This window comes from Pseudomonas sp. SCA2728.1_7, assembly GCF_018138145.1.
GTDB lineage: Bacteria > Pseudomonadota > Gammaproteobacteria > Pseudomonadales > Pseudomonadaceae > Aquipseudomonas > Aquipseudomonas koreensis_A.
Genome location: NZ_CP073104.1, coordinates 6,454,521 through 6,475,581, shown reverse-complemented (window position 1 = coordinate 6,475,581; position 21,061 = coordinate 6,454,521). Strand labels below are relative to the sequence as shown.

Sequence of the window (21,061 nt, the reverse complement as noted above, 5' to 3'; positions counted from 1 at the left end):
CGATATGTTCGGAACCTTAACCCGTTTTTCACCGATGTGCAGCGCCCTACCCTGTGCTCCTCGTCAACTTTGCACATGGATGCCGGCTCATGAACGATGCCCAACTCGGTTGCCCCGCACTTGAACACACTGTCGATCGCCACGAGCGATTACCCCTCGGCGCCCTTTTGGCACTGGCCACCGCCGGTTTCATCACGGTCATGACCGAAGCCATGCCCGCCGGCCTGTTGCCGCAGATGAGCAGCGGCCTGAATGTGTCCCCGGCACTGATCGGGCAATTGGTCACGCTGTATGCGATCGGCTCGATCCTGGCGGCGATCCCACTGACGATCGCCACCCGAGGCTGGCGACGCAGACCGCTGTTGCTGTCCGCCATCGGCGGCTTTGCCATCGCCAACAGCATCACCGCCCTGTCGGAGTGGTACTGGCTCACCCTGATCGCACGCTTTATCGCCGGGGTATTTGCCGGTTTGCTTTGGGCACTGCTGGCGGGATACGCGAGCCGCATGGTCGCCCCACACCTGCAAGGCCGCGCCATCACCGTAGCCATGCTCGGCGCGCCGCTTGCGCTGTCGCTGGGAATACCCGCAGGCACCCTGCTCGGCACCTTGGTCGGCTGGCGCCTGAGCTTTGCCATCATGACCGCACTGACCGTTGTGCTGGTGCTCTGGGTACGCTGGCAAGTGCCGGATTTCGCCGGCGAACGCGTAGGAAAGCGCATGCCGCTGCGTCAGGTGTTTACCTTGCCGGGCGTGCGATCGGTATTGCTGGTCACGCTCACCTACGTCGTTGCGCACAATTTGCTGTACACCTACATCGCACCCTTCCTGCAGCCTTCCGGACTTGATGCCAACGTCGACCGCGTGCTGCTGGTATTCGGCCTCGCCTCGGTGCTGAGCCTGTGGATCGTTGGCAGCCTGATTGACCGCTGGCTGCGCGAACTGGTGTTGATCAGTGCCGGGTTGTTCCTGCTGTCCGCAATAGCACTGGGCCTGTGGCGCGAATCGCCGAGCGTGGTGTACATCGCCACCGCTGTCTGGGGACTCGCGTTTGGTGCAATGCCATCACTGCTGCAAACCGCCTCGGCGAAAACCGCGAAAGAGGCTGCCGATACGGCGCAATCGATGTTGGTTACGCTGTGGAATGTCGGGATTGCAGGCGGTGGTTTGATGGGTGGTTTGTTGCTGGGGAACCTTGGAGTGGGGGCATTCCCGTGGATTGTTGCAGGATTGCTAGTACTGACCCTGTCAGTAGCGATCAAAGCTCGGGGACATGGTTTTCCAAGAGCCGAATGAGACCGAGTGCGCTGTAGGGTTGAGGCCAGACGGCTGGAAACTGATCGATTGACAGGGCGTCTTCGCGAGCAGGCTCGCTCCCACAATTGGATTGAGTACATCTGACAGAAGATTGCTCGGCTGGGAGGCCGCCATCGCGAGCAGGCTCACTCCTACAATGGGATTGAGTACATCTGACAGAAGATTGGTCGGCTGGCAGGCCGTCTTCGCGAGCAGGCTCGCTCCTACAATGGGATTGAGTACATCTGACAGAAGATTGGTCGGCTGGCAGGCCGTCTTCGAGAGCAGGCTCGCTTCTACAGTTGGATTGAGTATGTCTGACAGAAGATTGGTCGGCTGTCAGGCCGCCTTCGCGAGCAGGCTCGCTCCTACAATGGGATTGAGTACATCTGACAGAAGATTGGTCGGCTGGCAGGCCGTCTTCGAGAGCAGGCTCGCTACCACAATTGGATTGAGTACATCTGACAGAAGATTGGTTGGCTGGGAGGCCGTCTTCGCGAGCAGGCTCGCTCCTACAGTGGAACTGAGTACATCTGACAGAAGATTGGTCGGCTGTAAGGCCGCCATCGCGAGCAGGCTCGCTCCTACAGTGGAACTGAGTACATCTGACAGAAGATTGGTCGGCTGTAAGGCCGCCATCGCGAGCAGGCTCGCTCCTACAGTGGAACTGAGTACATCTGACAGAAGATTGGTCGGCTGTAAGGCCGCCATCGCGAGCAGGCTCGCTCCCACAGGTTTAATTCGTGTGCGGCCCACGCGGCAAAGCCGCCCCACTCAACAGGATGAGCGTTAGCTCGGCTGCAGCTCTTGATCTTGATCTGAAGGCCCGTCGGCAGGCTGAGTGGAGGGATTGATCCGGGGGGTGGGAGCGCAGCGACCGTTCGACGAAGTCGAACACATCGAGAGGAGGTGCAGCGAAGCAAACCGTAGGCGATGCCCCCGGATCGATCCCGGAGCGAAGGAACCCCGAGCCCCAGCGAGCGGGCCGAACGTCAGGGCAAAGCCTTTTGGGTTACCTTTTCGGCGTTTGGAAAAGGTGACTCGCTGTAAGAGCCATCCCTTTCAAGGTCTTTTCGTTTTGGCAGCCTTGATAACTCTGTCCGTTGAGACATGAGCATGGACCGCTGTACCTTGAACCCATGTCTTGGGTTTAGGCACCTTGGGGCCGCGGGGGCTTTTCGCAACTTGTTTGGGCTGGATGTTTCTGGCCAGCTCCAACAAGCGTTGGGCCAGTTGCTCCAGAGGGACAACGGGAAGATATTCCGAGGGCAGCGCAATCTGCATTCCCTCATAACCACTCCTGACCTGAACCGCCAAGTGATAGATGGAGGCTTCCCATCCTTCAGGCTGAGTCTCCCGGTGAGCTTGCTCGACACTTCGTTTGAGGACGGCCAGGACGTTGTAGGCCAATACCGCAGTGGCGAACCCGAGCAAGGCAGCCTTTGGGCTGCCAAGGGTTTCGATTTCACTTTCCAGAATCGCTTCCAGTCGCTGGAACATACCTTCAATGCTCCAGCGGCGGCGATAGAGCTCTGCGATCTGCTGTGCACTGACGCTTTGGGGTAGGTTGCTCCAGAACATCAAGCTGCTGTCTCCCGAGTCCGTTGGCGAATGAAGCGTCAGTTCGACACGCCGACATTGGTAACCGCCTCTGACCTGGATGATCTGCTCACGCACAGTGCCTGTTTCCACAGGCACCGGCTCTTGCCACTCACCTTCTTGAATCAAGCGTGGATGCTTGGCTTGCTGGCGAATGACAAAGGAGGTCTGGGCCTGCTCACAAGCTTCCATGACCGGGAGCGTGCAATAGAGTCGATCAGCCAACCACACTTGGCCCGGCTCGGCATCAGCCAACAGCGGCAGCACGCAAACACGCTCGCTTGCGTAGGCATCCTCACACGCCTGAAGGTCGATGACCTGATCGAGGTCGGGGTCGTAGGCCACCACCGAAAAACCGGGACGAGCGGCGCCGCGCTCGTGACGTAAAGCTCCCAGACGTTTCTCAGTGGATGCCAAGTGATTACCGTCCACTACCCGAACCTGCCAACCCGGCAGCATCGTCGTGCAACCCAGCTCTTTTATGGTTGGAGTCAGGCGTTGAGCGCAGCCCGTAACCAGGGCGCGCAACAGCGCCGGCTCGGTACGACTGATCTTGTCGTAGAGAGCCGCCAAACTGACAGGAAGATCTTCCAGTTGCCGCGCGGCGGCGTGCAGGGATGGCTTCAGGCCCAATGAAACAAGGGACATCAGCTTGATGATGGTCGAGAACAGCAGCTCACGAGAATACTGCCGTTGCCGATGCTCTTCGAAAACCTGATCGACCCACTCAGGGGCAATAGCCTGCTCCAGAGCCAATTTAGCCATGACACTGGCAGGTGCTTTTTTCTCGAAACGCGCTAGAACATCGGCCCACATCGTTTGGGGATCCCTGAATGAAATTTCAGGGGATTTTACCGAAGACCTTGAAAGGGATGGCTGTAAGAGCGAAACCGCCAGCGGCAGCACCCGCAGCAACGGATATCCCCCCAAAACCCCAAGAACATGGTCGGCCCAAAGGCCGCCACGACCCAACGCAAAAAAAAAGCCCCGACCTATACAGGCCGGGGCTTTCACATGACAGCTCAATCAACCATCAAAACCGCTTGATCTCAGCCTGAGCTTCCAACTGCTTGCGATACGCCGCAAAGTCCTGCTGCCCCTCACGCGAAGCAAGGAAACGACGGTACTGAACCTTCTCTTCATCCGTCGGCGCAGCCGCTTCGTTAACGCCGTTCAGACGCACAATCATCAGACTACCGTCCGGCAAAGTGACGCTGGTGAACGTCGGCTTGTCCTTCGCAGCCGGCTTCGGCATACGGAACAACGCTTGCAGCACCGCCGGATCAACACCTTCCTGACCACGAGTGGCCGCTTCGGTAGCTTTCCAGTTCTGCCCGTCAACCGCCTTGTCCAGAGGAGCCTTGCCATCACGCAGATCAGCAATCAGCTTCTCGGCCTTGGTCTTGGCAGCCGCGCTGGCGTGCTCTTTGGTCAACTGAGTGCGGATCGCCGCATTCACGCTTTCCAATGGCAGTTGCGCAGGCTTCAGGTGCTCCTTGGAGCGCAGCACGATCACGGTTTCCGGATCCAGTTCGATGGCGGTGCTGTTGGCACCTTCGTCGATCACTTCGGTGCTGAATGCAGCGGTGACCACAGCACGGTTGGCCGCAACACCTTCGCCACCTTCACGGCCGAACGGCTTGGAGGTGTGCACGGTCAGCTTCAGATCCGCCGCTGGCTGAGCCAAGTCAGACGCTTCGAACGCCGAGTCTTCCAGTTGCTTGGTCGCCTCGACGAAACGCTGCTCGACCTGCGCGGCTTTCAGCTCGCGGGTCAGCTTGTCTTTCAGGCTGGCCAGGGTCGGCACTTCAGGCGCTTCGACACCCAACAGCTTGATCAGGTGGTAACCGAAGTCGGTACGAATCGGCTCGGACACCTGGTCTTTCGACAAGGAGTACAAGGCTTTTTCAAACGCCGGGTCGTAAACACCAGGACCTGCGTAACCAAGGTCACCGCCATTGTTGGCCGAACCCGGGTCCTGCGAGAACTCTTTGGCCAGCGCTTCGAACTTCTCGCCCTTGGCCAGACGCGCCTGGACTTCGTCGATCTTCGCCTTGGCCTGAGCTTCAGTGGTCTTGTCGTTCACTTCGATCAGAATGTGCGCGGCACGACGCTGTTCCGACAGGTTGGCGATCTCTTTCTGATAAGCCGCCTGCAGGTCTTCGTCCTTGACGGCGACCTGATCGAAGAACGAAGACTTCTTCAGTTCTACGTAATCGATGATCACTTGATCCGGAGTCATGAACTCCTTGGCGTGCTCGTCGTAGTAGGCCTTGACCTCGTCGTCGGTCAGCTTGACCGCCGCCGGATCAGCCTTGACATTCAGGGTGGCGAAATCGCGGGTTTGTTTTTCCAGACGGGCAAATGCCAGCACTTCAGCGTCGGTGACGAAACCGCTGCCCGCCACACCGGCGCGCAGTTGGCCGATCAGCATTTCCTGAGCCAGCATCTGGCGGAATTGCATACGGCTGTAACCCAGTTGACGGATCACCTGGTCGAAGCGCTCGGAGCTGAACTTGCCGTCCACCTGGAATTCAGGTGTCTGCAGGATCACTTGGTCCAGTGCGCCTTCGGAGAAAGCGAATTTCGCTTGTTCGGCGCCTTGCAGCAGCAGCTTGCGATCGATCAGACCCTTGAGGGCCGATTCGCGGAGCATTTTTTCGTCGAGCAAGGAAGCATCGAAGTCTTTGCCCAACTGTTGCATCAGCTGACGGCGTTGCATATCAACGGCCTGGCTCAGCTCGTTCTGGCTGATTTCATCACCATTGACCTTGGCCGCCTCATTCTTGTGAGTCGTGGCCTGGAAAATGGCGTCGAAACCGGTCAGAGCCATCAGTGCAACGATGACCCCGATAATGGTCTTGGCAATCCAGCCTTGTGAATTGTCCCTGATATTCTGCAGCATGCGTCCCCCAGAAACGGTTGAACTTCAAAATTAGGCAACCGTGGAGCGTGGGTAGAATCCGGATAGAAGAAAGGCGCATCCGAGGATGCGCCTTCTCGTAACTGGCGGAGCGGACAGGGCTCGAACCCTCGATCCCGGCGTTACAGGCAACTGTTTCAGTGACCTGCTCTACCGCTCCGCTGCCAAGTCAGGCATGACCCCGACCCGGATGGGTAAAAACCTGAAAACTTAGTTAACAGCTTCTTTCAGTGCTTTACCGGCTTTGAAACCTGGCTTCTTGGCAGCCGGGATTTCCAGAGTCTTGCCGGTCTGCGGGTTACGACCGGTACGAGCCGGACGATCCGTCACGGAGAAAGTACCGAAACCAACCAGAACAACGGAGTCGCCAGCCTTCAGAGCGCCAGTGACGGATTCGATTACAGCGTCCAGCGCACGGCCAGCAGCAGCTTTCGGGATATCAGCGGATGCAGCGATAGCATCAATCAGTTCCGACTTGTTCACTCTAAGTCCCCTTATATCTATTTTGAGATGATTCTAAGTTTTTTGGTGAAAGCAAAAACGAGTGCTGAATGGCCTACAGACACTTAAGAGCCGCTTTATAACAAGGGCTCTAAAAAACTGTCAAGGAAGCCCCCCAGGCAAAAGCGTATTAATGCGTGCTAATTCTTTCCTTAGAGTCAGACTCACGTTTTTCGTCCTTGGCAACTATCTCCGGAGCCACATCCGGCAAGGGCTCCGGCGCGTATTGCAGCGCAATTTGCAGGACCTCGTCAATCCATTTAACCGGTTTAATCTGCAGATCCTGCTTGATATTGTCAGGAATCTCCTTCAGATCACGCACGTTCTCTTCCGGAATAATCACGATCTTGATTCCGCCGCGGTGAGCCGCCAGCAGTTTTTCCTTCAAACCACCAATCGCCAGTACCTGACCACGCAAGGTAATTTCACCGGTCATGGCGACATCGGCGCGCACCGGAATGCCGGTCAATGCCGACACCAGCGCCGTGCACATGCCTACACCAGCGCTAGGGCCGTCCTTCGGGGTCGCCCCTTCCGGCATGTGGATGTGCGTGTCGCGCTTCTCGTGGAAGTCCAGAGGAATGCCCAGGCTCTTGGCACGGCTGCGCACCACAGTCAGCGCGGCAGTGATCGATTCGACCATTACATCGCCCAGCGAACCGGTCTTGATCAGTTGACCCTTACCCGGCACAACTGCGGCTTCGATAGTCAGCAACTCGCCGCCCACCTGTGTCCAGGCAAGGCCGGTCACCTGACCGATCTGATCCTGCTGCTCGGCCAGACCGTAACGGAACTTGCGCACACCGAGGAAGTGCTCGAGCAGATCAGCTGTCACTTTCACCGAGAAACGTTTTTCCAGCGCGTGCTCTTTCACGGCCTTGCGGCAGACCTTGGCGATCTGACGTTCGAGGCCACGCACACCGGCTTCACGGGTGTAGTAACGGATGATGTCGCGGATCGCTTCTGCATCGAATTCCAGCTCGCCCTTTTTCAGACCGTTAGCGGCGATCTGCTTTGGCGAGAGGTATTTGACGGCGATGTTGATCTTCTCGTCTTCGGTGTAACCCGGCAGACGGATCACTTCCATCCGGTCGAGCAGCGCCGGCGGAATGTTCATCGAGTTCGAGGTGCACAGGAACATCACATCGGAAAGGTCGTAATCGACTTCCAGATAGTGGTCGTTGAAGTTGTGGTTCTGCTCTGGATCGAGCACTTCCAGCAACGCCGACGCCGGATCGCCACGCATATCGCTGCCCATTTTGTCGATTTCATCGAGCAGGAACAGCGGGTTGCGCACGCCCACCTTTGTCATCTTTTGAATCAATCTTCCCGGCATCGAACCGATGTAAGTCCGACGGTGACCACGAATTTCCGCTTCATCACGCACGCCACCGAGGGCCATGCGCACGAATTTGCGGTTGGTGGCGTGTGCGATCGACTCCGCCAGCGAGGTTTTACCCACGCCCGGAGGACCGACCAGGCACAACACCGGGCCCCGGATTTTCTTCACACGTTTTTGCACGGCGAGGTATTCAAGGATGCGTTCCTTGACCTCTTCGAGGCCGTAGTGATCGGCATCGAGAATGTCTTCTGCGCGCGCCAGGTCCAGGCGTACCTTGCTCTGCGCCTTCCACGGCACTTGCACCAGCCAGTCGATGTACGAGCGCACCACGGTGGCCTCAGCGGACATCGGCGACATTTGCTTGAGCTTGTTCAGCTCGGCAGTGGCTTTCGCCAACGCGTCTTTCGGTAGGCCGGCAGCGTCGATCCGCTTTTTCAGGTCTTCGATTTCGTTGTGGCCTTCGTCGCTGTCGCCGAGTTCTTTCTGAATGGCCTTCATCTGCTCATTCAGGTAGTACTCGCGCTGACTGCGCTCCATTTGCTTTTTGACACGGCCACGAATGCGTTTTTCGACTTGCAGCAGGTCGATCTCGGCATCCAGCAACGCCAGAACGTGCTCGACCCGGGCCGACAAATCGATGATTTCGAGGATTTCCTGCTTCTGCTCGATTTTCAGCGCCATGTGCGCCGCCATGGTGTCGACCAGACGACCCGGCTCATCGATGCTGTTGAGCGACGACAGGACTTCAGCCGGGACCTTCTTGCCCAACTGTACGTATTGTTCGAACTGCGACAGCAGTGTGCGCACGAACACTTCGGATTCGCGCTCGGCAGCGTCAACTTCTTCGATCAGCGACACTTCGGCACGGCAGTGGCCGTCGACTTCGCTGAAGCGCTCGACGGTACCGCGCTGTTCACCCTCGACCAACACTTTTACGGTGCCGTCAGGCAGCTTGAGCAGTTGCAGAACAGTGGCGATGGTACCTACGCGATAGAGAGCGTCTTCACCGGGATCGTCGTCAGCCGGGTTTCTCTGGGCCAGCAGGAGGATCTGCTTGTCGCCCGTCATCGCGGCCTCGAGGGCTTCGATGGATTTCTCGCGCCCCACGAACAGCGGGATAACCATGTGCGGATAAACCACGACATCACGCAATGGCAGGAGAGGCAATTCGATGGTTGTCTTCATGATTTCGCCTCTACGGCGGCCATATGGCCGTAATCAGATGGAATTGAGCTTGAAACCAAGATGGGGGCTGCCTTGAAAAAAAACAAGCGCTAAGCGGATGTAAAAAATGACATAAAAAAAAAGAGGCCCGAAGGCCCCTTCTTTATTCCAGCAGACTGGACACTTACGCGTCCGGTGCTGCCTTGGCGGTCGGCTCACTGTTTTCGTAGATATACAGTGGCTTGGACTTACCTTCGATCACGCTTTCATCGATCACGACTTTGCTCACCTCGGACTGCGAGGGGATTTCATACATCGTGTCGAGCAGTACACCTTCGAGAATCGAGCGCAGGCCACGGGCACCGGTTTTACGTTCCAGGGCACGCTTGGCGACCGATTTCAGCGCGTCTGTGCGGAACTCCAGATCCACGCCTTCCATCTCGAACAGCTTGGCATACTGTTTGGTCAGAGCATTTTTCGGCTCGGTGAGGATCTGCATCAGCGCAGCCTCATCCAGCTCGTCCAGCGTCGCGAGGACCGGCAGACGACCGACGAATTCCGGGATCAGACCGAACTTGACCAGATCGTCAGGCTCGACTTCACGCAGGGACTCACCAACTTTCTTGCCTTCTTCCTTGCTGCGCACTTCTGCGTTGAAGCCGATGCCGCCCTTGGTGGAACGGTTTTGGATAACCTTTTCCAGACCGGAGAACGCACCACCGCAGATGAACAGGATGTTACGGGTGTCGACCTGCAGGAATTCCTGCTGCGGGTGCTTGCGACCACCTTGCGGCGGTACGGAAGCGACCGTGCCTTCGATCAACTTCAGCAAGGCCTGTTGCACGCCTTCACCGGATACGTCCCGGGTGATCGACGGGTTGTCGGACTTGCGGGAAATCTTGTCGATTTCATCGATGTAGACAATACCCATCTGGGCCTTCTCTACGTCGTAATCGCACTTCTGCAGCAGCTTCTGAATGATGTTCTCGACATCTTCACCCACGTAACCCGCCTCGGTGAGGGTGGTTGCGTCGGCAATGGTGAACGGAACGTTCAGCAAGCGGGCCAGTGTTTCGGCCAGCAGGGTTTTACCGGAGCCTGTCGGGCCGATCAGCAGGATGTTGCTCTTGCCGAGTTCGACGTCGTCAGCCTTTTTGTCACGCTGGTTCAGGCGCTTGTAGTGGTTGTACACCGCTACGGCCAAAACCTTTTTCGCACGCTCCTGACCAATGACGTACTGGTCAAGGATGCCGCTGATTTCTTTAGGCGAAGGCAATTTATGCGCGCTGCTTTCGGCCTGGGCTTCCTGCACCTCCTCACGGATGATGTCATTGCACAGGTCGACGCACTCGTCGCAGATAAAGACCGAGGGGCCGGCAATCAATTTGCGCACTTCATGCTGGCTTTTGCCACAGAAGGAGCAATAGAGCAGCTTGCCGTTGTCCTCGCCGTTGCGGGTGTCAGTCATTCGTTCGATCCAAATCCGATAGGCTTGCAACACAAGATGAAGGCTATTGCGGGCTTTTTCAAGCCCGCCGCTGATCAGACAAGCCGACCAAGCCTATTTTGAGCTGCTTATTTTAAGCTGGGCGCTGGTTGATCACTTCGTCGATCAGACCATATTCCTTCGCAGCTTCTGCACTCATGAAGTTGTCGCGATTGGTATCGCGCTCGATTTCTTCCAGAGTACGCCCGCTGTGTTTGGCCATCAGCGTGTTCAGACGCTCGCGAATGAAGAGGATTTCCTTGGCGTGGATTTCGATGTCCGACGCCTGGCCCTGGAAACCGCCCAGTGGCTGGTGAATCATCACGCGCGAGTTCGGCAGGCAGAAACGCTTGCCCGGGGCACCTGCGGTCAGCAGGAATGCACCCATGCTGCAGGCCTGGCCGATGCAGGTGGTCGACACGTTCGGCTTGATGAACTGCATGGTGTCGTAGATCGACATGCCTGCTGTCACCGAACCGCCCGGGGAGTTGATGTAGAGATGGATGTCCTTGTCCGGGTTTTCCGCTTCAAGGAACAGCAGTTGCGCGCAGATCAGGTTGGCCATGTAGTCCTCTACCGGACCAACCAGAAAGATCACTCGCTCCTTGAGCAGGCGCGAATAGATGTCATAGGCGCGTTCGCCACGAGCAGATTGCTCGACAACCATCGGGACCAGGCCGCCGGCGGCCTGGATATCAGAGTTCTGCTGAATATAAGAATTACGGAACATGCTCTGCAGTCGCTCCCAAATAGTTATGTCTTGAATACGCATAAGCCAGCTCGAGAGCTGGCTTATGGTGTGTACTTCTTAACGCAAAATCAATCAGTCGGCTGTTGGAGCTTCTACCGGCTTGACTGCTTCTTCGTAAGAGACCGCTTTGTCGGTCACACTAGCTTTCTGCAGAACAGTATCCACAACTTGTTCTTCCAGCACAACCGAACGCACTTCGTTCAGCTGCTGCTCGTTTTTGTAGTACCACGACACAACCTGCTCAGGCTCCTGGTAAGCCGAGGCCATTTCCTGAATCATTTCGCGAACGCGAGCTTCGTCAGGCTTCAGATCGAACTGCTTGACCACTTCAGCAACGATCAGACCCAGCACAACGCGGCGCTTGGCTTGCTCTTCGAACAGCTCGGCCGGCAGTTGATCAGGCTTGATGTTGCCGCCGAACTGCTGAACAGCCTGCACGCGCAGACGGTCAACTTCGTTGGACAGCAGCGCCTTCGGCACTTCGATCGGGTTGGTGGCCAGCAGACCGTCCATTACCTGATTCTTGACCTTGGATTTGATCGCCTGACGCAGTTCGCGCTCCATGTTCTTGCGAACTTCGGTGCGGAAACCGTCGATGCCGCTTTCCTTGATGCCGAATTGAGCGAAGAACTCTTCGTTCAGCTCTGGCAGCTTAGGCTCGGAAACAGTGTTGACAGTCACGGTGAACTCGGCGGTTTTGCCAGCCAGGTCGAGGTTCTGATAGTCCTCTGGGAAGGTCAGGTTCAGAACGCGCTCTTCACCGGCTTTAGCGCCAACCAGGCCTTCTTCGAAGCCCGGAATCATGCGGCCGGAACCCAGCACCAGCTGAGTGCCTTTGGCGGAGCCGCCAGCGAACACTTCGCCGTCAACCTTGCCAACGAAATCGATGTTCAGTTGGTCTTCGTTCTGGGCGGCGCGATCGGCCACTTCAAAACGGGTGTTCTGCTTGCGCAGGATGTCGAGCATTTTGTCCAGGTCAGCGTCAGCCACGTCAGCGCTCAGGCGCTCAACGGTGATGCCGTCGAAACCGGCAACGGTGAACTCCGGGAACACTTCGAACACAGCAACGTATTCCAGATCCTTGCCAGCTTCGAGCGACTTAGGCTCGATCGAAGGCGAACCAGCCGGGTTCAGCTTCTGCTCAACCACAGCTTCGTAGAAGGAGGACTGGATCACGTCGCCTACAGCTTCCTGACGAGCATCAGCACCGAAACGGCGCTTGATTTCGCTCATTGGCACTTTGCCTGGACGGAAGCCAGCAATCTTGGCCTTTTGGGCGGTCTGCTGCAGACGCTTGTTGACCTGAGTCTCGATGCGCTCAGCCGGCACGGTGACGCTCATGCGGCGCTCGAGAGCAGTAGTATTTTCAACAGAAACTTGCATGGATATTCCTCGTTGCACAGACGTTAGCCGGCCGTTTCCGACCCCAGAATCAAGGGCATGCATTCTAGTGGGTCAAACTCAAGAAGTCACCCTACTGAAAACGGGTAAAAAAACAGCAGGCATGTTATCGGGACCGCTACACCAATGCAGCGCGCCCCACAGGCGAATACAACCAATCACGCCAGGGCTCTGCGCCAACCGCTTCTATATATAGAAGAGACTGCCAATCACTCCCTGACGGCCGTTCTTGCAAGCAAGCCCGGCGAGCAGTGCAGCATCATCGAGCAACATAAATACGACGAAGCGCCCTACTCCTGCGTCCGGAAACCGGCCATGCCGGTTTTCAAAACCGCAAAACAAAAAAGGCGCCAGACTGTTAAATCTGGCGCCTTTCGAAATATGGGGTGGACGATGGGGATCGAACCCACGACAACGGGAGTCACAATCCCGTGCTCTACCAACTGAGCTACGCCCACCATATTGCGTAACAAAAAAGCCAAACAACTTCTTTGTTGAAACCTCACCAGCCCGAAGACATGAATGAAGCTTTAATTGGTGCGGATGAAGAGACTCGAACTCTTACGCCTCGCGGCGCTGGAACCTAAATCCAGTGTGTCTACCAATTCCACCACATCCGCAGGTGAAGCTTTAAAGCAAAGGCGCCAGACTGTTACATCTGGCGCCTTTCGAAATATGGGGTGGACGATGGGGATCGAACCCACGACAACGGGAGTCACAATCCCGTGCTCTACCAACTGAGCTACGCCCACCATATCGCGCTACTTGTGCCAAAGCTGCCTAATGGCGCACCCGGCAGGACTCGAACCTGCGACCATCCGCTTAGAAGGCGGATGCTCTATCCAGCTGAGCTACGGGCGCCTTATTAATCTGTACTCTTAAAGGACTACAAACTAAGTGCTTTCCAGTGTCGCAGAACCTTGATTCCGCTTCACCTTCTTAACCAGTGCTAGGCTGTGCCCGACAAGTGCGACGAATAGTATAGAGCGCTCCAAAGGTCGTCAAATCCTTTTTGAAAAAAATTCATTTAATTAAAGGAGTTAGAGGAATTTGGTGACCAAGCGCCTTTGCCCTCACCGCTCGACATGCGAGAATGCGTTCTCATTTTTTCCCCTCTCGATGGTTAATCACGCGCAATGACTGCACAACTAATCGACGGCAAATCGATCGCCGCCAGCCTGCGCCAGCAGATCGCCCAACGAGTTGCCGAGCGTCGCCAGCAAGGCCTGCGCACTCCCGGCCTCGCGGTGATCCTGGTCGGCAGCGATCCTGCCTCTCAGGTTTATGTCTCGCACAAGCGTAAAGACTGTGAAGAGGTTGGCTTCCTCTCTCAAGCCTACGACCTGCCCTCCGACACCACGCAAGACGCGTTGACCGATCTGATCGATCGCCTCAACGACGACCCTGCAATCGACGGCATCCTGCTTCAGTTACCGCTGCCCGAGCACCTGGACGCCTCCAAATTGCTGGAGCGCATTCGCCCGGACAAAGACGTCGACGGGTTCCACCCTTATAACGTCGGCCGTCTGGCCCAACGCATTCCGCTGCTGCGCCCATGCACGCCTAAAGGCATCATGACGCTGCTGGAAAGCACCGGCGCTGACCTTTATGGCATGGACGCAGTGGTAGTCGGCGCCTCCAACATCGTCGGTCGCCCGATGGCGATGGAACTGTTGCTGGCCGGCTGCACCGTAACCGTGACTCACCGCTTCACCAAGGATCTGGCCGGCCATGTCGGTCGTGCCGATCTGGTGGTGGTGGCCGCCGGCAAGCCGGGCCTGGTCAAAGGCGAGTGGATCAAGGAAGGCGCGATCGTGATCGACGTCGGCATCAACCGTCAGGACGACGGCAAACTGGTCGGTGACGTTGTTTACGAAACCGCCCTGCCCCGCGCTGGCTGGATCACTCCAGTGCCAGGTGGCGTCGGTCCGATGACCCGCGCCTGCCTGCTGGAAAACACCCTGTATGCGGCAGAAACCCTGCACGCCTGATCGGTACTTTCAGCAATAAGAGAAACCCGCTTTGTGCGGGTTTTTTCATGCCTGAGAAAAAACTGTAACCGTTCGCCGGAAACCCCTCTTTTTACAGGCCTTTTCACGAGTTTTTCAGGTCATTCAAACAACCATCGACAGTTCTTCAGCCATACTCCTAAAATGCGACGCTTTGAAGAAATAACCCGTTACAAACTAACGGAATATCCAACCTTTATGAGTTCGCCCGCGTGAAAATTCGTCTCTCGATTCTGAGCCTGTTTTTTGCTTTTACAGGCACATTCATCACGCCAACGATCAACGCTGCGGAAACCACCGCTGCCCCACGTGACGCTTCGACCCTGAAGATCGCCTCCGGCAGTGCCCTGCTCATGGATATGCAGACCAACAAAGTCATCTACTCCAGCAACCCAGACGTGATCGTGCCGATTGCCTCTGTCAGCAAGTTGATGACCGGTTTGGTAGTGGTTGAAGCCCGGCAAAACATGGACGAATGGATCAATGTCGATATCAGCAACACGCCGGAAATGAGGGGTGTGTTCTCCCGAGTCAAACTCAAGAGTGAACTGCCGCGTCGCGAGATGTTGCTGATCGCCTTGATGTCGTCGGAGAACCGCGCGGCCGCCAGCCTCGCGCACCACTATCCGGGTGGCTACGCCGCCTTTATCGCGGCGATGAACGCCAAGGCCAAGGCACTGGGCATGACCAACACCCACTATGTCGAGCCGACTGGCTTGTCCGAACGCAACGTCTCTACCGCCCGTGACTTGAGCAAGTTGCTGGTCGCCGCGAGCAAGTACCCGATCCTCAGCGAACTCACGACCACCAAGGAAAAGACCGTGTCGTTCCGCAAACCCAATTACACCCTGGGTTTCCGCAACACCGATCACTTGGTCAACAAAGCCGACTGGGACATCAAGATCACCAAGACCGGCTTCACCAACCCCGCCGGTCACTGCCTGGTACTGGTAACGAAGATGGGCAACCGCCCGGTCGCGCTGGTGATCCTCGACGCGTTCGGCAAGTACACCCATTTTGCCGATGCCAGCCGTATTCGCAGTTGGGTAGAAACCGGGCGCAGCGCCAGCGTTCCGGCGGTGGCTCAGCAATACAAGGCCGAGAAAAACCTCAAGAATCGCCAAAGCGGCGTAGTCGAAGCGTCCAAGTAAGGCACCGCACAAGAAAAAGCCCCGAATCCCCGGGGCTTTTTTTCATCTGCTGCCTCAGTCATTGGGCAACGGCATCTGATCATCTTCAGGAATGCCATCCCCCGCACTCGGATCCCGCGAAGGTTCCGGTGTCATGACATTGGGTCGGGCCATCGGATCGCGCATCGGGCTGTCCGGGTCCAGCACCGGATCAATATCCGGCTCTGGCGTCGTCGGCACACTGTCCGGTTTATGGTCATCGAAGCTTGAATCGGTACTCATACGCACCTCGCATCAAGGTTTCAGATTGGCTAGCGGGTCATACGGCTTGGCCGGTTGCTTGTCGTCCTCGCCGGGCTTCACGTCTTTGGGGGCTTTCGCAGGGCCGACGGGATCGACTTGCGGATCATCAAGATCCGGCGAATCCGGATCAAAGCCCAGATCATGACCCGAAGAGTGCTCGGAAGAATGTGGGCCTTTCGGGGATTGGGGATCTGTCATGTTCGCCTCCTGATTCACCCGCAAACGACGGGCTATAGAGGTAAGAGGCGTGCCGGGCGCAGTCGTGCCCGGCAAATGACGAACGGAGACTCAGTGGGCGGCCAGCGCTTTCTTCGCCTGCGCCGCTTCGTTTTCCTGACCGGCCTGAGCCAGTTCATCAGCTGCTTTTAGCCAGCGTTGCCGGTCGACGGCTGCCGGAATCTGCGACGGCTTCTGAATCAGCACGGCCCAGCCACCAGACTTTTCCAGCGCCGATTCAAAGGAACTGAAACTCATCAATTCGCGGCGGTTCATGCCGGCGCGCAGCAGTACCTTCTGTTTGTTGCGGTCATAACCGGACAGGATCGCGTAACGCGGCTCGGCCCAGAATGCCGAGCCCTCGCTGAAGCGCACCATCACCGGATAACCCGCCGCAACTTGGGTCAGCAGCGCTGGCAGGTTGCTGTCCAGCGGATAAACCACCATGCCGTACTCACGGGCAAGGTTCTGGATATTCTGTTGCAGTTTGTCTTCGGCCCCCGGCAAGTGCAGTGGTTTTTCCAGTAAACCCGGGGTGATCACGATGCCCTGCTGCGACAACAGGCTGGCCAGCACTTGCGGCCCGCTCTGATTGGCTTCGCCGCGATAGAACGTGCCGCTGAGTTCGACCCGCTCCGGCAGACGCTTGACCTCAGGCGCGACACTGCCTGCACACCCGGCCAACATGGCCGCGCAACCGGCCACCAGCAGCGCCGCACGAATTCGAGAAAATACCTGCACCATCATCACTCTCTGTTCAGACGCCGGTCATCGTGTTCCGGCAACGCTTTCGATCATAGGGCCGCGCCAGTCTGCGGTATAGCCTTAAGCGGCAGACCCATCGCTTGCATAGAGCAAACTGATTGGTCACCACCGACCTTTGGTCAATAGTCTGCAACACCCCATTGTCTAGACTGTCACTGAAACAGAGCGAATTGAAAAAGTGGGCGCCCGAAGCAGGGCGAAGAGGAGGCACTGATGAGCCTGACCATGACGATTGTGATGTTGATTGCCGGCTGGCTGGCCGTGGCGGCTGCCATGTTGTGGGGGGTGCTACGGATTTCGCGGCGCCATCATCACCATTCGGTTCAGCCTGCTGCGGTTGCGAAGACCGAGAAGCAAAGCCCGCGTCACGCAGCTGCGCATTGAGGCCAAATTTTAAAAGCAAAAGCCCCTCACCCTAGCCCTCTCCCGGAGGGAGAGGGGACTGACCGAGTCGCTATTGAGAAGTACATCGACGTGAAATATCGAGCCGAACTCAGGTTTAAAAACCACGCAGATCGGCTCCCTCTCCCTCGGGAGAGGGCTGGGGTGAGGGGCTGGTTCTATTCCACACTGCAAATCTTGAATCAAAAAAAAACCGCCTGACCTCTAAGAGTTCAGGCGGTTTTTGTACTTTCAGCGGTTACGCCTGCTCAGCCAGCTTCTTCTGCCTCGCCCTGCGAGACATCATGTTCAGCACTTCAATCGAAGCCGAGAACGCCATCGCCGCATACACATAACCTTTCGGTACGTGGGCGCCGAAGCCCTCAGCGATCAAGGTCATACCGATCATGATCAGGAAGCCCAGCGCCAGCATCACCACGGTCGGGTTGTCGTTGATGAACTTGGCCAGCGGTTCAGCAGCAAACAACATCACCAGTACCGACACCACCACCGCGATGATCATGATCGGCAAGTGTTCGGTCATGCCGACCGCGGTAATGATGCTGTCGATCGAGAACACCATGTCGAGCATCAGGATCTGGCCAATGGCGGCGGCAAAACCCAGGGTAACCGTCGAGGTCGCCGACTTCGGATCTTCCGGTGCCGGGTCCATGCTGTGATGGATCTCGGTCGTGGCCTTCCAGACCAGGAACAGACCGCCGGCAATCAGGATCATGTCCTTCCAGGAGAACGCCTGGCCCAGAATCTCGATCACCGGCGCAGTCAGCTGCACGATGAAAGCGATGGTGCTCAACAGTGCCAGACGCAGGATCAACGCCATGCCGATACCGATGCGGCGCGCTTTCTGCTGGTATTGCTTAGGCAACTTGTTGGTCAGGATCGAGATAAAGATCAGGTTATCGATGCCGAGCACGATTTCCATCACCACCAATGTGGCCAAAGCAACCCAAGCGGTGGGGCTGGCGGCGAGCTGTAACAGATATTCCATGGGTCAGTCCTGACTCTGTGTAAGACGAATTAGATGGTCTTGGAGGAAGATTCGGAATTTCCCGCATCTTTTTCCGGTGTTTCTTTTTTCTCGATCAACCCGCCGGTGGCATCGCTGAGCGCCTGCTCGGCAGCTTTATGCGTGTCGTCAATCGCTTGCTTGGCGCTTTCGGCGGCTTTGCCCATCAGTTGCTGGGCGCTTTTCTCGGCCTGATCGCAACCGGCCAGAAGCAGTAAAGACGTAAACATCAATGCTGGGATTGTGTATTTCATAAGGTTTCCTTCGAATGAACAGACAGGCTCACAGACCGGCCGTCGATGGCTGGGCATTCTAGGGAGATGAACACTTCAGGAAAATTCGTATTTTTAGCGGCTATACTTCGGTTTTCACGAACTGTAGACCGTCATGCTCAATTACCGACAACTGCATTACTTCTGGGTCGTAGCCAAGACCGGCAGCATTGTGCGCGCCTGCGAGCAACTGAACCTGACCCCACAAACCATCAGCGGGCAGATTTCCCTGCTCGAACAGACGTATGGCATCGAGTTATTCAGACGCGTCGGACGGCAACTCGAATTGACCGAAGCCGGGCGACAAGCCCTGCCCTACGCCGAGCAGATGTTTCAACTGGGCGGTGAACTGGAGTTGATGCTGCGCGCCCAGCCCAACGAACAGCAGATTCTGTTCCGCGTTGGCGTGGCAGACGTGGTGCCGAAATCCATCGTTTATCGCCTGATTGCGCCGACGATGGAGCTCAACGAGCCGCTGCGCATCACCTGCCGCGAAGACAAGCTCGAACGCTTGCTCGCCGATCTGGCGATCCAGCGCCTCGATCTGGTGATCTCCGACAGCCCGATGCCCTCGCACCTCGATATCAAGGGCTACAGCCAGAAACTCGGAGAATGTGGGATCAGTTTCTTTGCCACCGCTGAACTGGCAGCAAAATACGGTCAGGACTTCCCGCGCAGTCTGCACGGCGCACCGCTGTTGATTCCCGGTGCGGAAACCGTGGTGCGCAGCCGCTTGCAGCGCTGGTTTGCCGAGCAGCAGATCCAGCCGCAAATCGTCGGCGAGTTTGATGACAGTGCGTTGATGCAGGCGTTCGGCCAATCCGGCAGCGGGATATTTATTGGCCCGAGCGTGATTGCCGATGAGGTGAAGCGCCAGTACGGCGTCGAGCTGATTGGCCAGACCGACGCGGTGACCGAGTCGTTCTACGCCATTTCGGTGGAGCGCAAGGTCAAGCACCCCGGCATCGTTGCGATTACCGAAGGTGCCCGACGCGAGCTTTTTACCGCGTTATGAGGCCTCGGCGCAGATTTCGCGCGGCTTGAGCGTCATCAGCACCATGGCGAGGAACACCGAGAGCAAAATGAACCCAGCGGCGGTAAAACCGAGGAAACCCAGACCCGCGCTGTCGATGACCCGACCACCGACGATGGCGCCCAGGCCGATCCCCAGATTGGCCCCGGCGATGTTCAACGAAGCGGCAAAGGCCGGCGCTTCCGGCGCGGCTTTCATCAGGCGCACATGGCTGACCAGGAACAGCGCGGCCTGGGTCACGCCCCAGATCCCCATCGCCACTGCGAGCCCCAGCGGCGAATGAATGTTCGGCACCAACGAGACCATGCCGGCAATCATGAACGCACAGAACAACACCGATGCCCCCAACGGATGGCGGTCGACCGCACGACCACCCAGCGAGTTGCCGATCAACCCGACCGCGCCGAAGGCCATCAGGCACCAACCGACCACGGTGCCGTTGAAGCCGGCGAGGCGCTCAAGAATGTCGGCCAGATACGTATAAGCGGTAAACATGCCGCTGAACACCAGAATCGACAGGACGATATGGCCGATCATCAACGGGCTGCGCAGGATCTTGAATTGCGAGCGGAAGCTGACCTGATGCTGGTGCAGACTGGTTTTCGGCAGGTAAACAAATAGCAGCAAGGCTTTGGCAAAAGCGATGACCGCCAGAATGCCAAAGGCACTGCGCCAGCCGAAAGCGTCAGAAATCAGCGTGCCGACCGGGATGCCAAACACCGTGGCGCAAACGATGCCGAAGCCAATCTTGGCGATCGCACGACCGGCAAAGTCCGGGCCGACAATGTCCACGGCCGTCTCACTGGCCAAGGCCCAGAACACTGGCAAGCCGAGCGCCGGGATCAACCGGGCAATCGCCATCACCCAGATGTTCGGCGCCAGCGCCGCCACGGTATTGGCCAGACCGAACATGATCAGGATGCTGATAAACAGCTTGCGCCGCTCGAAGCGGGCGAAGTAGGCGGTCAAAAACGGTCCGAACATCGCCACCGTGAAGGCGAACAGCGTCACCAGCAACCCGGCCTGCGGGATGGTGACTTCAAGGTCTCGGGCAATCGCCGGCAACAGGCCGACGATGACGAATTCCGTGGTCAGCACCGTGAATCCGGCGGCAGACAACAGAAGAATGGGCAACAGCATGCGCAACTCCAGCAAAACGACGACACCAGCGTTGACCCGAAGGCCCGCTGGCGAAATTTGAAAATAAGGATGCGCAATCTTAACAGAGTGTGTCCGGGCTGACTTGCACAAACCTGTCGACTTTGTTGCCTGATCCGGTGGCAGATCGTCACAGGCCTGAAGGATAAGGCCTACGCTGTGATAAAGTCCGCGCCCTGAAAAACGTACAGCCTATTCAGCGGCCTGTTTAATGGCGTTGATGTCGCGTCAACACTTTCGGTGCGTGCCGGTGGTCTGCCCCCGTTTTGCCATCGTTATCACGCAACCCTGCACCCTATAAAAAA

Annotated in this window: 19 protein-coding genes and 4 tRNA genes; 5 read left to right on the top strand and 18 right to left on the bottom strand. The window is 57.2% G+C overall.

Annotation, left to right across the window (positions count from 1 at the left end; all coding sequences use genetic code 11):
• The first annotated feature begins 89 nt into the window (after positions 1 to 89).
• Positions 90 to 1,295: an MFS transporter gene (locus KBP52_RS28950; RefSeq protein WP_212621510.1), complete on the top strand. Its 1,206-nt coding sequence runs from the start codon at positions 90 to 92 to the stop codon at positions 1,293 to 1,295.
• 339 nt (positions 1,296 to 1,634) lie between these two features.
• On the opposite strand, the gene KBP52_RS28945 is transcribed toward KBP52_RS28950, so the two are convergent.
• The 12 genes from KBP52_RS28945 to KBP52_RS28890 form a co-directional block, all read right to left on the bottom strand.
• Positions 1,635 to 2,006, bottom strand: coding sequence for a hypothetical protein (locus tag KBP52_RS28945; protein WP_212621509.1), 372 nt, complete (start codon positions 2,004 to 2,006; stop codon positions 1,635 to 1,637).
• A 351-nt stretch (positions 2,007 to 2,357) separates the two neighbouring features.
• On the bottom strand, positions 2,358 to 3,659 hold the full coding sequence (locus tag KBP52_RS28940) for an IS4 family transposase (RefSeq protein WP_077571455.1): 1,302 nt from the start codon (positions 3,657 to 3,659) through the stop codon (positions 2,358 to 2,360).
• 268 nt (positions 3,660 to 3,927) lie between these two features.
• Positions 3,928 to 5,799, bottom strand: a complete 1,872-nt coding sequence (locus KBP52_RS28935) for a SurA N-terminal domain-containing protein (RefSeq protein WP_116030197.1) — start codon at positions 5,797 to 5,799, stop codon at positions 3,928 to 3,930.
• 228 nt (positions 5,800 to 6,027) lie between these two features.
• Entirely contained in the window at positions 6,028 to 6,300 is a 273-nt protein-coding gene (locus tag KBP52_RS28930; RefSeq protein WP_003183171.1) for an HU family DNA-binding protein, read from the bottom strand.
• 148 nt (positions 6,301 to 6,448) lie between these two features.
• A complete protein-coding gene (gene lon / locus KBP52_RS28925) occupies positions 6,449 to 8,845 on the bottom strand; it encodes an endopeptidase La (protein WP_007917325.1) in 2,397 nt (798 codons plus the stop codon).
• 163 nt (positions 8,846 to 9,008) lie between these two features.
• Positions 9,009 to 10,292, bottom strand: a complete 1,284-nt coding sequence (clpX, locus tag KBP52_RS28920; protein ID WP_003223632.1) for an ATP-dependent Clp protease ATP-binding subunit ClpX — start codon at positions 10,290 to 10,292, stop codon at positions 9,009 to 9,011.
• 112 nt (positions 10,293 to 10,404) lie between these two features.
• On the bottom strand, positions 10,405 to 11,040 hold the full coding sequence (gene clpP / locus KBP52_RS28915) for an ATP-dependent Clp endopeptidase proteolytic subunit ClpP (protein ID WP_007951559.1): 636 nt from the start codon (positions 11,038 to 11,040) through the stop codon (positions 10,405 to 10,407).
• A 93-nt stretch (positions 11,041 to 11,133) separates the two neighbouring features.
• Positions 11,134 to 12,444, bottom strand: a complete 1,311-nt coding sequence (tig, locus tag KBP52_RS28910; RefSeq protein ID WP_007917329.1) for a trigger factor — start codon at positions 12,442 to 12,444, stop codon at positions 11,134 to 11,136.
• Positions 12,445 to 12,844: 400 nt separating this feature from the next.
• A tRNA-His gene (locus tag KBP52_RS28905) sits at positions 12,845 to 12,920 on the bottom strand.
• 77 nt (positions 12,921 to 12,997) lie between these two features.
• Positions 12,998 to 13,082: transfer RNA gene (locus tag KBP52_RS28900), tRNA-Leu, on the bottom strand.
• Between the two features lie 56 nt (positions 13,083 to 13,138).
• Positions 13,139 to 13,214 (bottom strand) — tRNA-His (locus KBP52_RS28895).
• A gap of 32 nt (positions 13,215 to 13,246) precedes the next feature.
• Positions 13,247 to 13,323: transfer RNA gene (locus KBP52_RS28890), tRNA-Arg, on the bottom strand.
• A gap of 275 nt (positions 13,324 to 13,598) precedes the next feature.
• Between KBP52_RS28890 and folD the strand changes: the two genes are divergently transcribed.
• A complete protein-coding gene (folD, locus tag KBP52_RS28885; RefSeq protein WP_038362797.1) occupies positions 13,599 to 14,453 on the top strand; it encodes a bifunctional methylenetetrahydrofolate dehydrogenase/methenyltetrahydrofolate cyclohydrolase FolD in 855 nt (284 codons plus the stop codon).
• 230 nt (positions 14,454 to 14,683) lie between these two features.
• Complete coding sequence (pbpG, locus tag KBP52_RS28880; RefSeq protein WP_077573691.1) at positions 14,684 to 15,622, top strand: D-alanyl-D-alanine endopeptidase; 939 nt, start codon at positions 14,684 to 14,686, stop codon at positions 15,620 to 15,622.
• 54 nt (positions 15,623 to 15,676) lie between these two features.
• On the opposite strand, the gene KBP52_RS28875 is transcribed toward pbpG, so the two are convergent.
• From KBP52_RS28875 to KBP52_RS28865, 3 genes are all read right to left on the bottom strand, one after another.
• Complete coding sequence (locus KBP52_RS28875) at positions 15,677 to 15,883, bottom strand: hypothetical protein (RefSeq protein ID WP_137219634.1); 207 nt, start codon at positions 15,881 to 15,883, stop codon at positions 15,677 to 15,679.
• A 12-nt stretch (positions 15,884 to 15,895) separates the two neighbouring features.
• Positions 15,896 to 16,102, bottom strand: coding sequence for a DUF6021 family protein (locus KBP52_RS28870; RefSeq protein ID WP_077573693.1), 207 nt, complete (start codon positions 16,100 to 16,102; stop codon positions 15,896 to 15,898).
• Between the two features lie 90 nt (positions 16,103 to 16,192).
• Positions 16,193 to 16,864, bottom strand: coding sequence for a peptidase C39 family protein (locus KBP52_RS28865; protein WP_077573694.1), 672 nt, complete (start codon positions 16,862 to 16,864; stop codon positions 16,193 to 16,195).
• A gap of 234 nt (positions 16,865 to 17,098) precedes the next feature.
• Here KBP52_RS28865 and KBP52_RS28860 point away from each other — a divergent pair, with 234 nt between their 5' ends.
• Positions 17,099 to 17,269, top strand: coding sequence for a hypothetical protein (locus KBP52_RS28860; protein ID WP_212621508.1), 171 nt, complete (start codon positions 17,099 to 17,101; stop codon positions 17,267 to 17,269).
• A gap of 256 nt (positions 17,270 to 17,525) precedes the next feature.
• Here KBP52_RS28860 and KBP52_RS28855 read toward each other — a convergent pair whose 3' ends face one another.
• On the bottom strand, positions 17,526 to 18,275 hold the full coding sequence (locus KBP52_RS28855) for a TerC family protein (protein WP_110719314.1): 750 nt from the start codon (positions 18,273 to 18,275) through the stop codon (positions 17,526 to 17,528).
• A 29-nt stretch (positions 18,276 to 18,304) separates the two neighbouring features.
• Complete coding sequence (locus KBP52_RS28850) at positions 18,305 to 18,547, bottom strand: hypothetical protein (protein WP_077573696.1); 243 nt, start codon at positions 18,545 to 18,547, stop codon at positions 18,305 to 18,307.
• A 133-nt stretch (positions 18,548 to 18,680) separates the two neighbouring features.
• On the opposite strand from KBP52_RS28850, the gene nhaR reads away from it, so the two are divergent.
• Positions 18,681 to 19,580 (top strand): transcriptional activator NhaR, encoded by a 900-nt coding sequence (gene nhaR, locus KBP52_RS28845; protein ID WP_077573697.1) that lies wholly within the window; start codon positions 18,681 to 18,683, stop codon positions 19,578 to 19,580.
• Here the strand turns inward: nhaR and KBP52_RS28840 are convergent.
• Complete coding sequence (locus KBP52_RS28840) at positions 19,575 to 20,738, bottom strand: MFS transporter (protein ID WP_077573698.1); 1,164 nt, start codon at positions 20,736 to 20,738, stop codon at positions 19,575 to 19,577. The genes nhaR and KBP52_RS28840 overlap by 6 nt on opposite strands.
• Positions 20,739 to 21,061 lie beyond the last annotated feature (323 nt).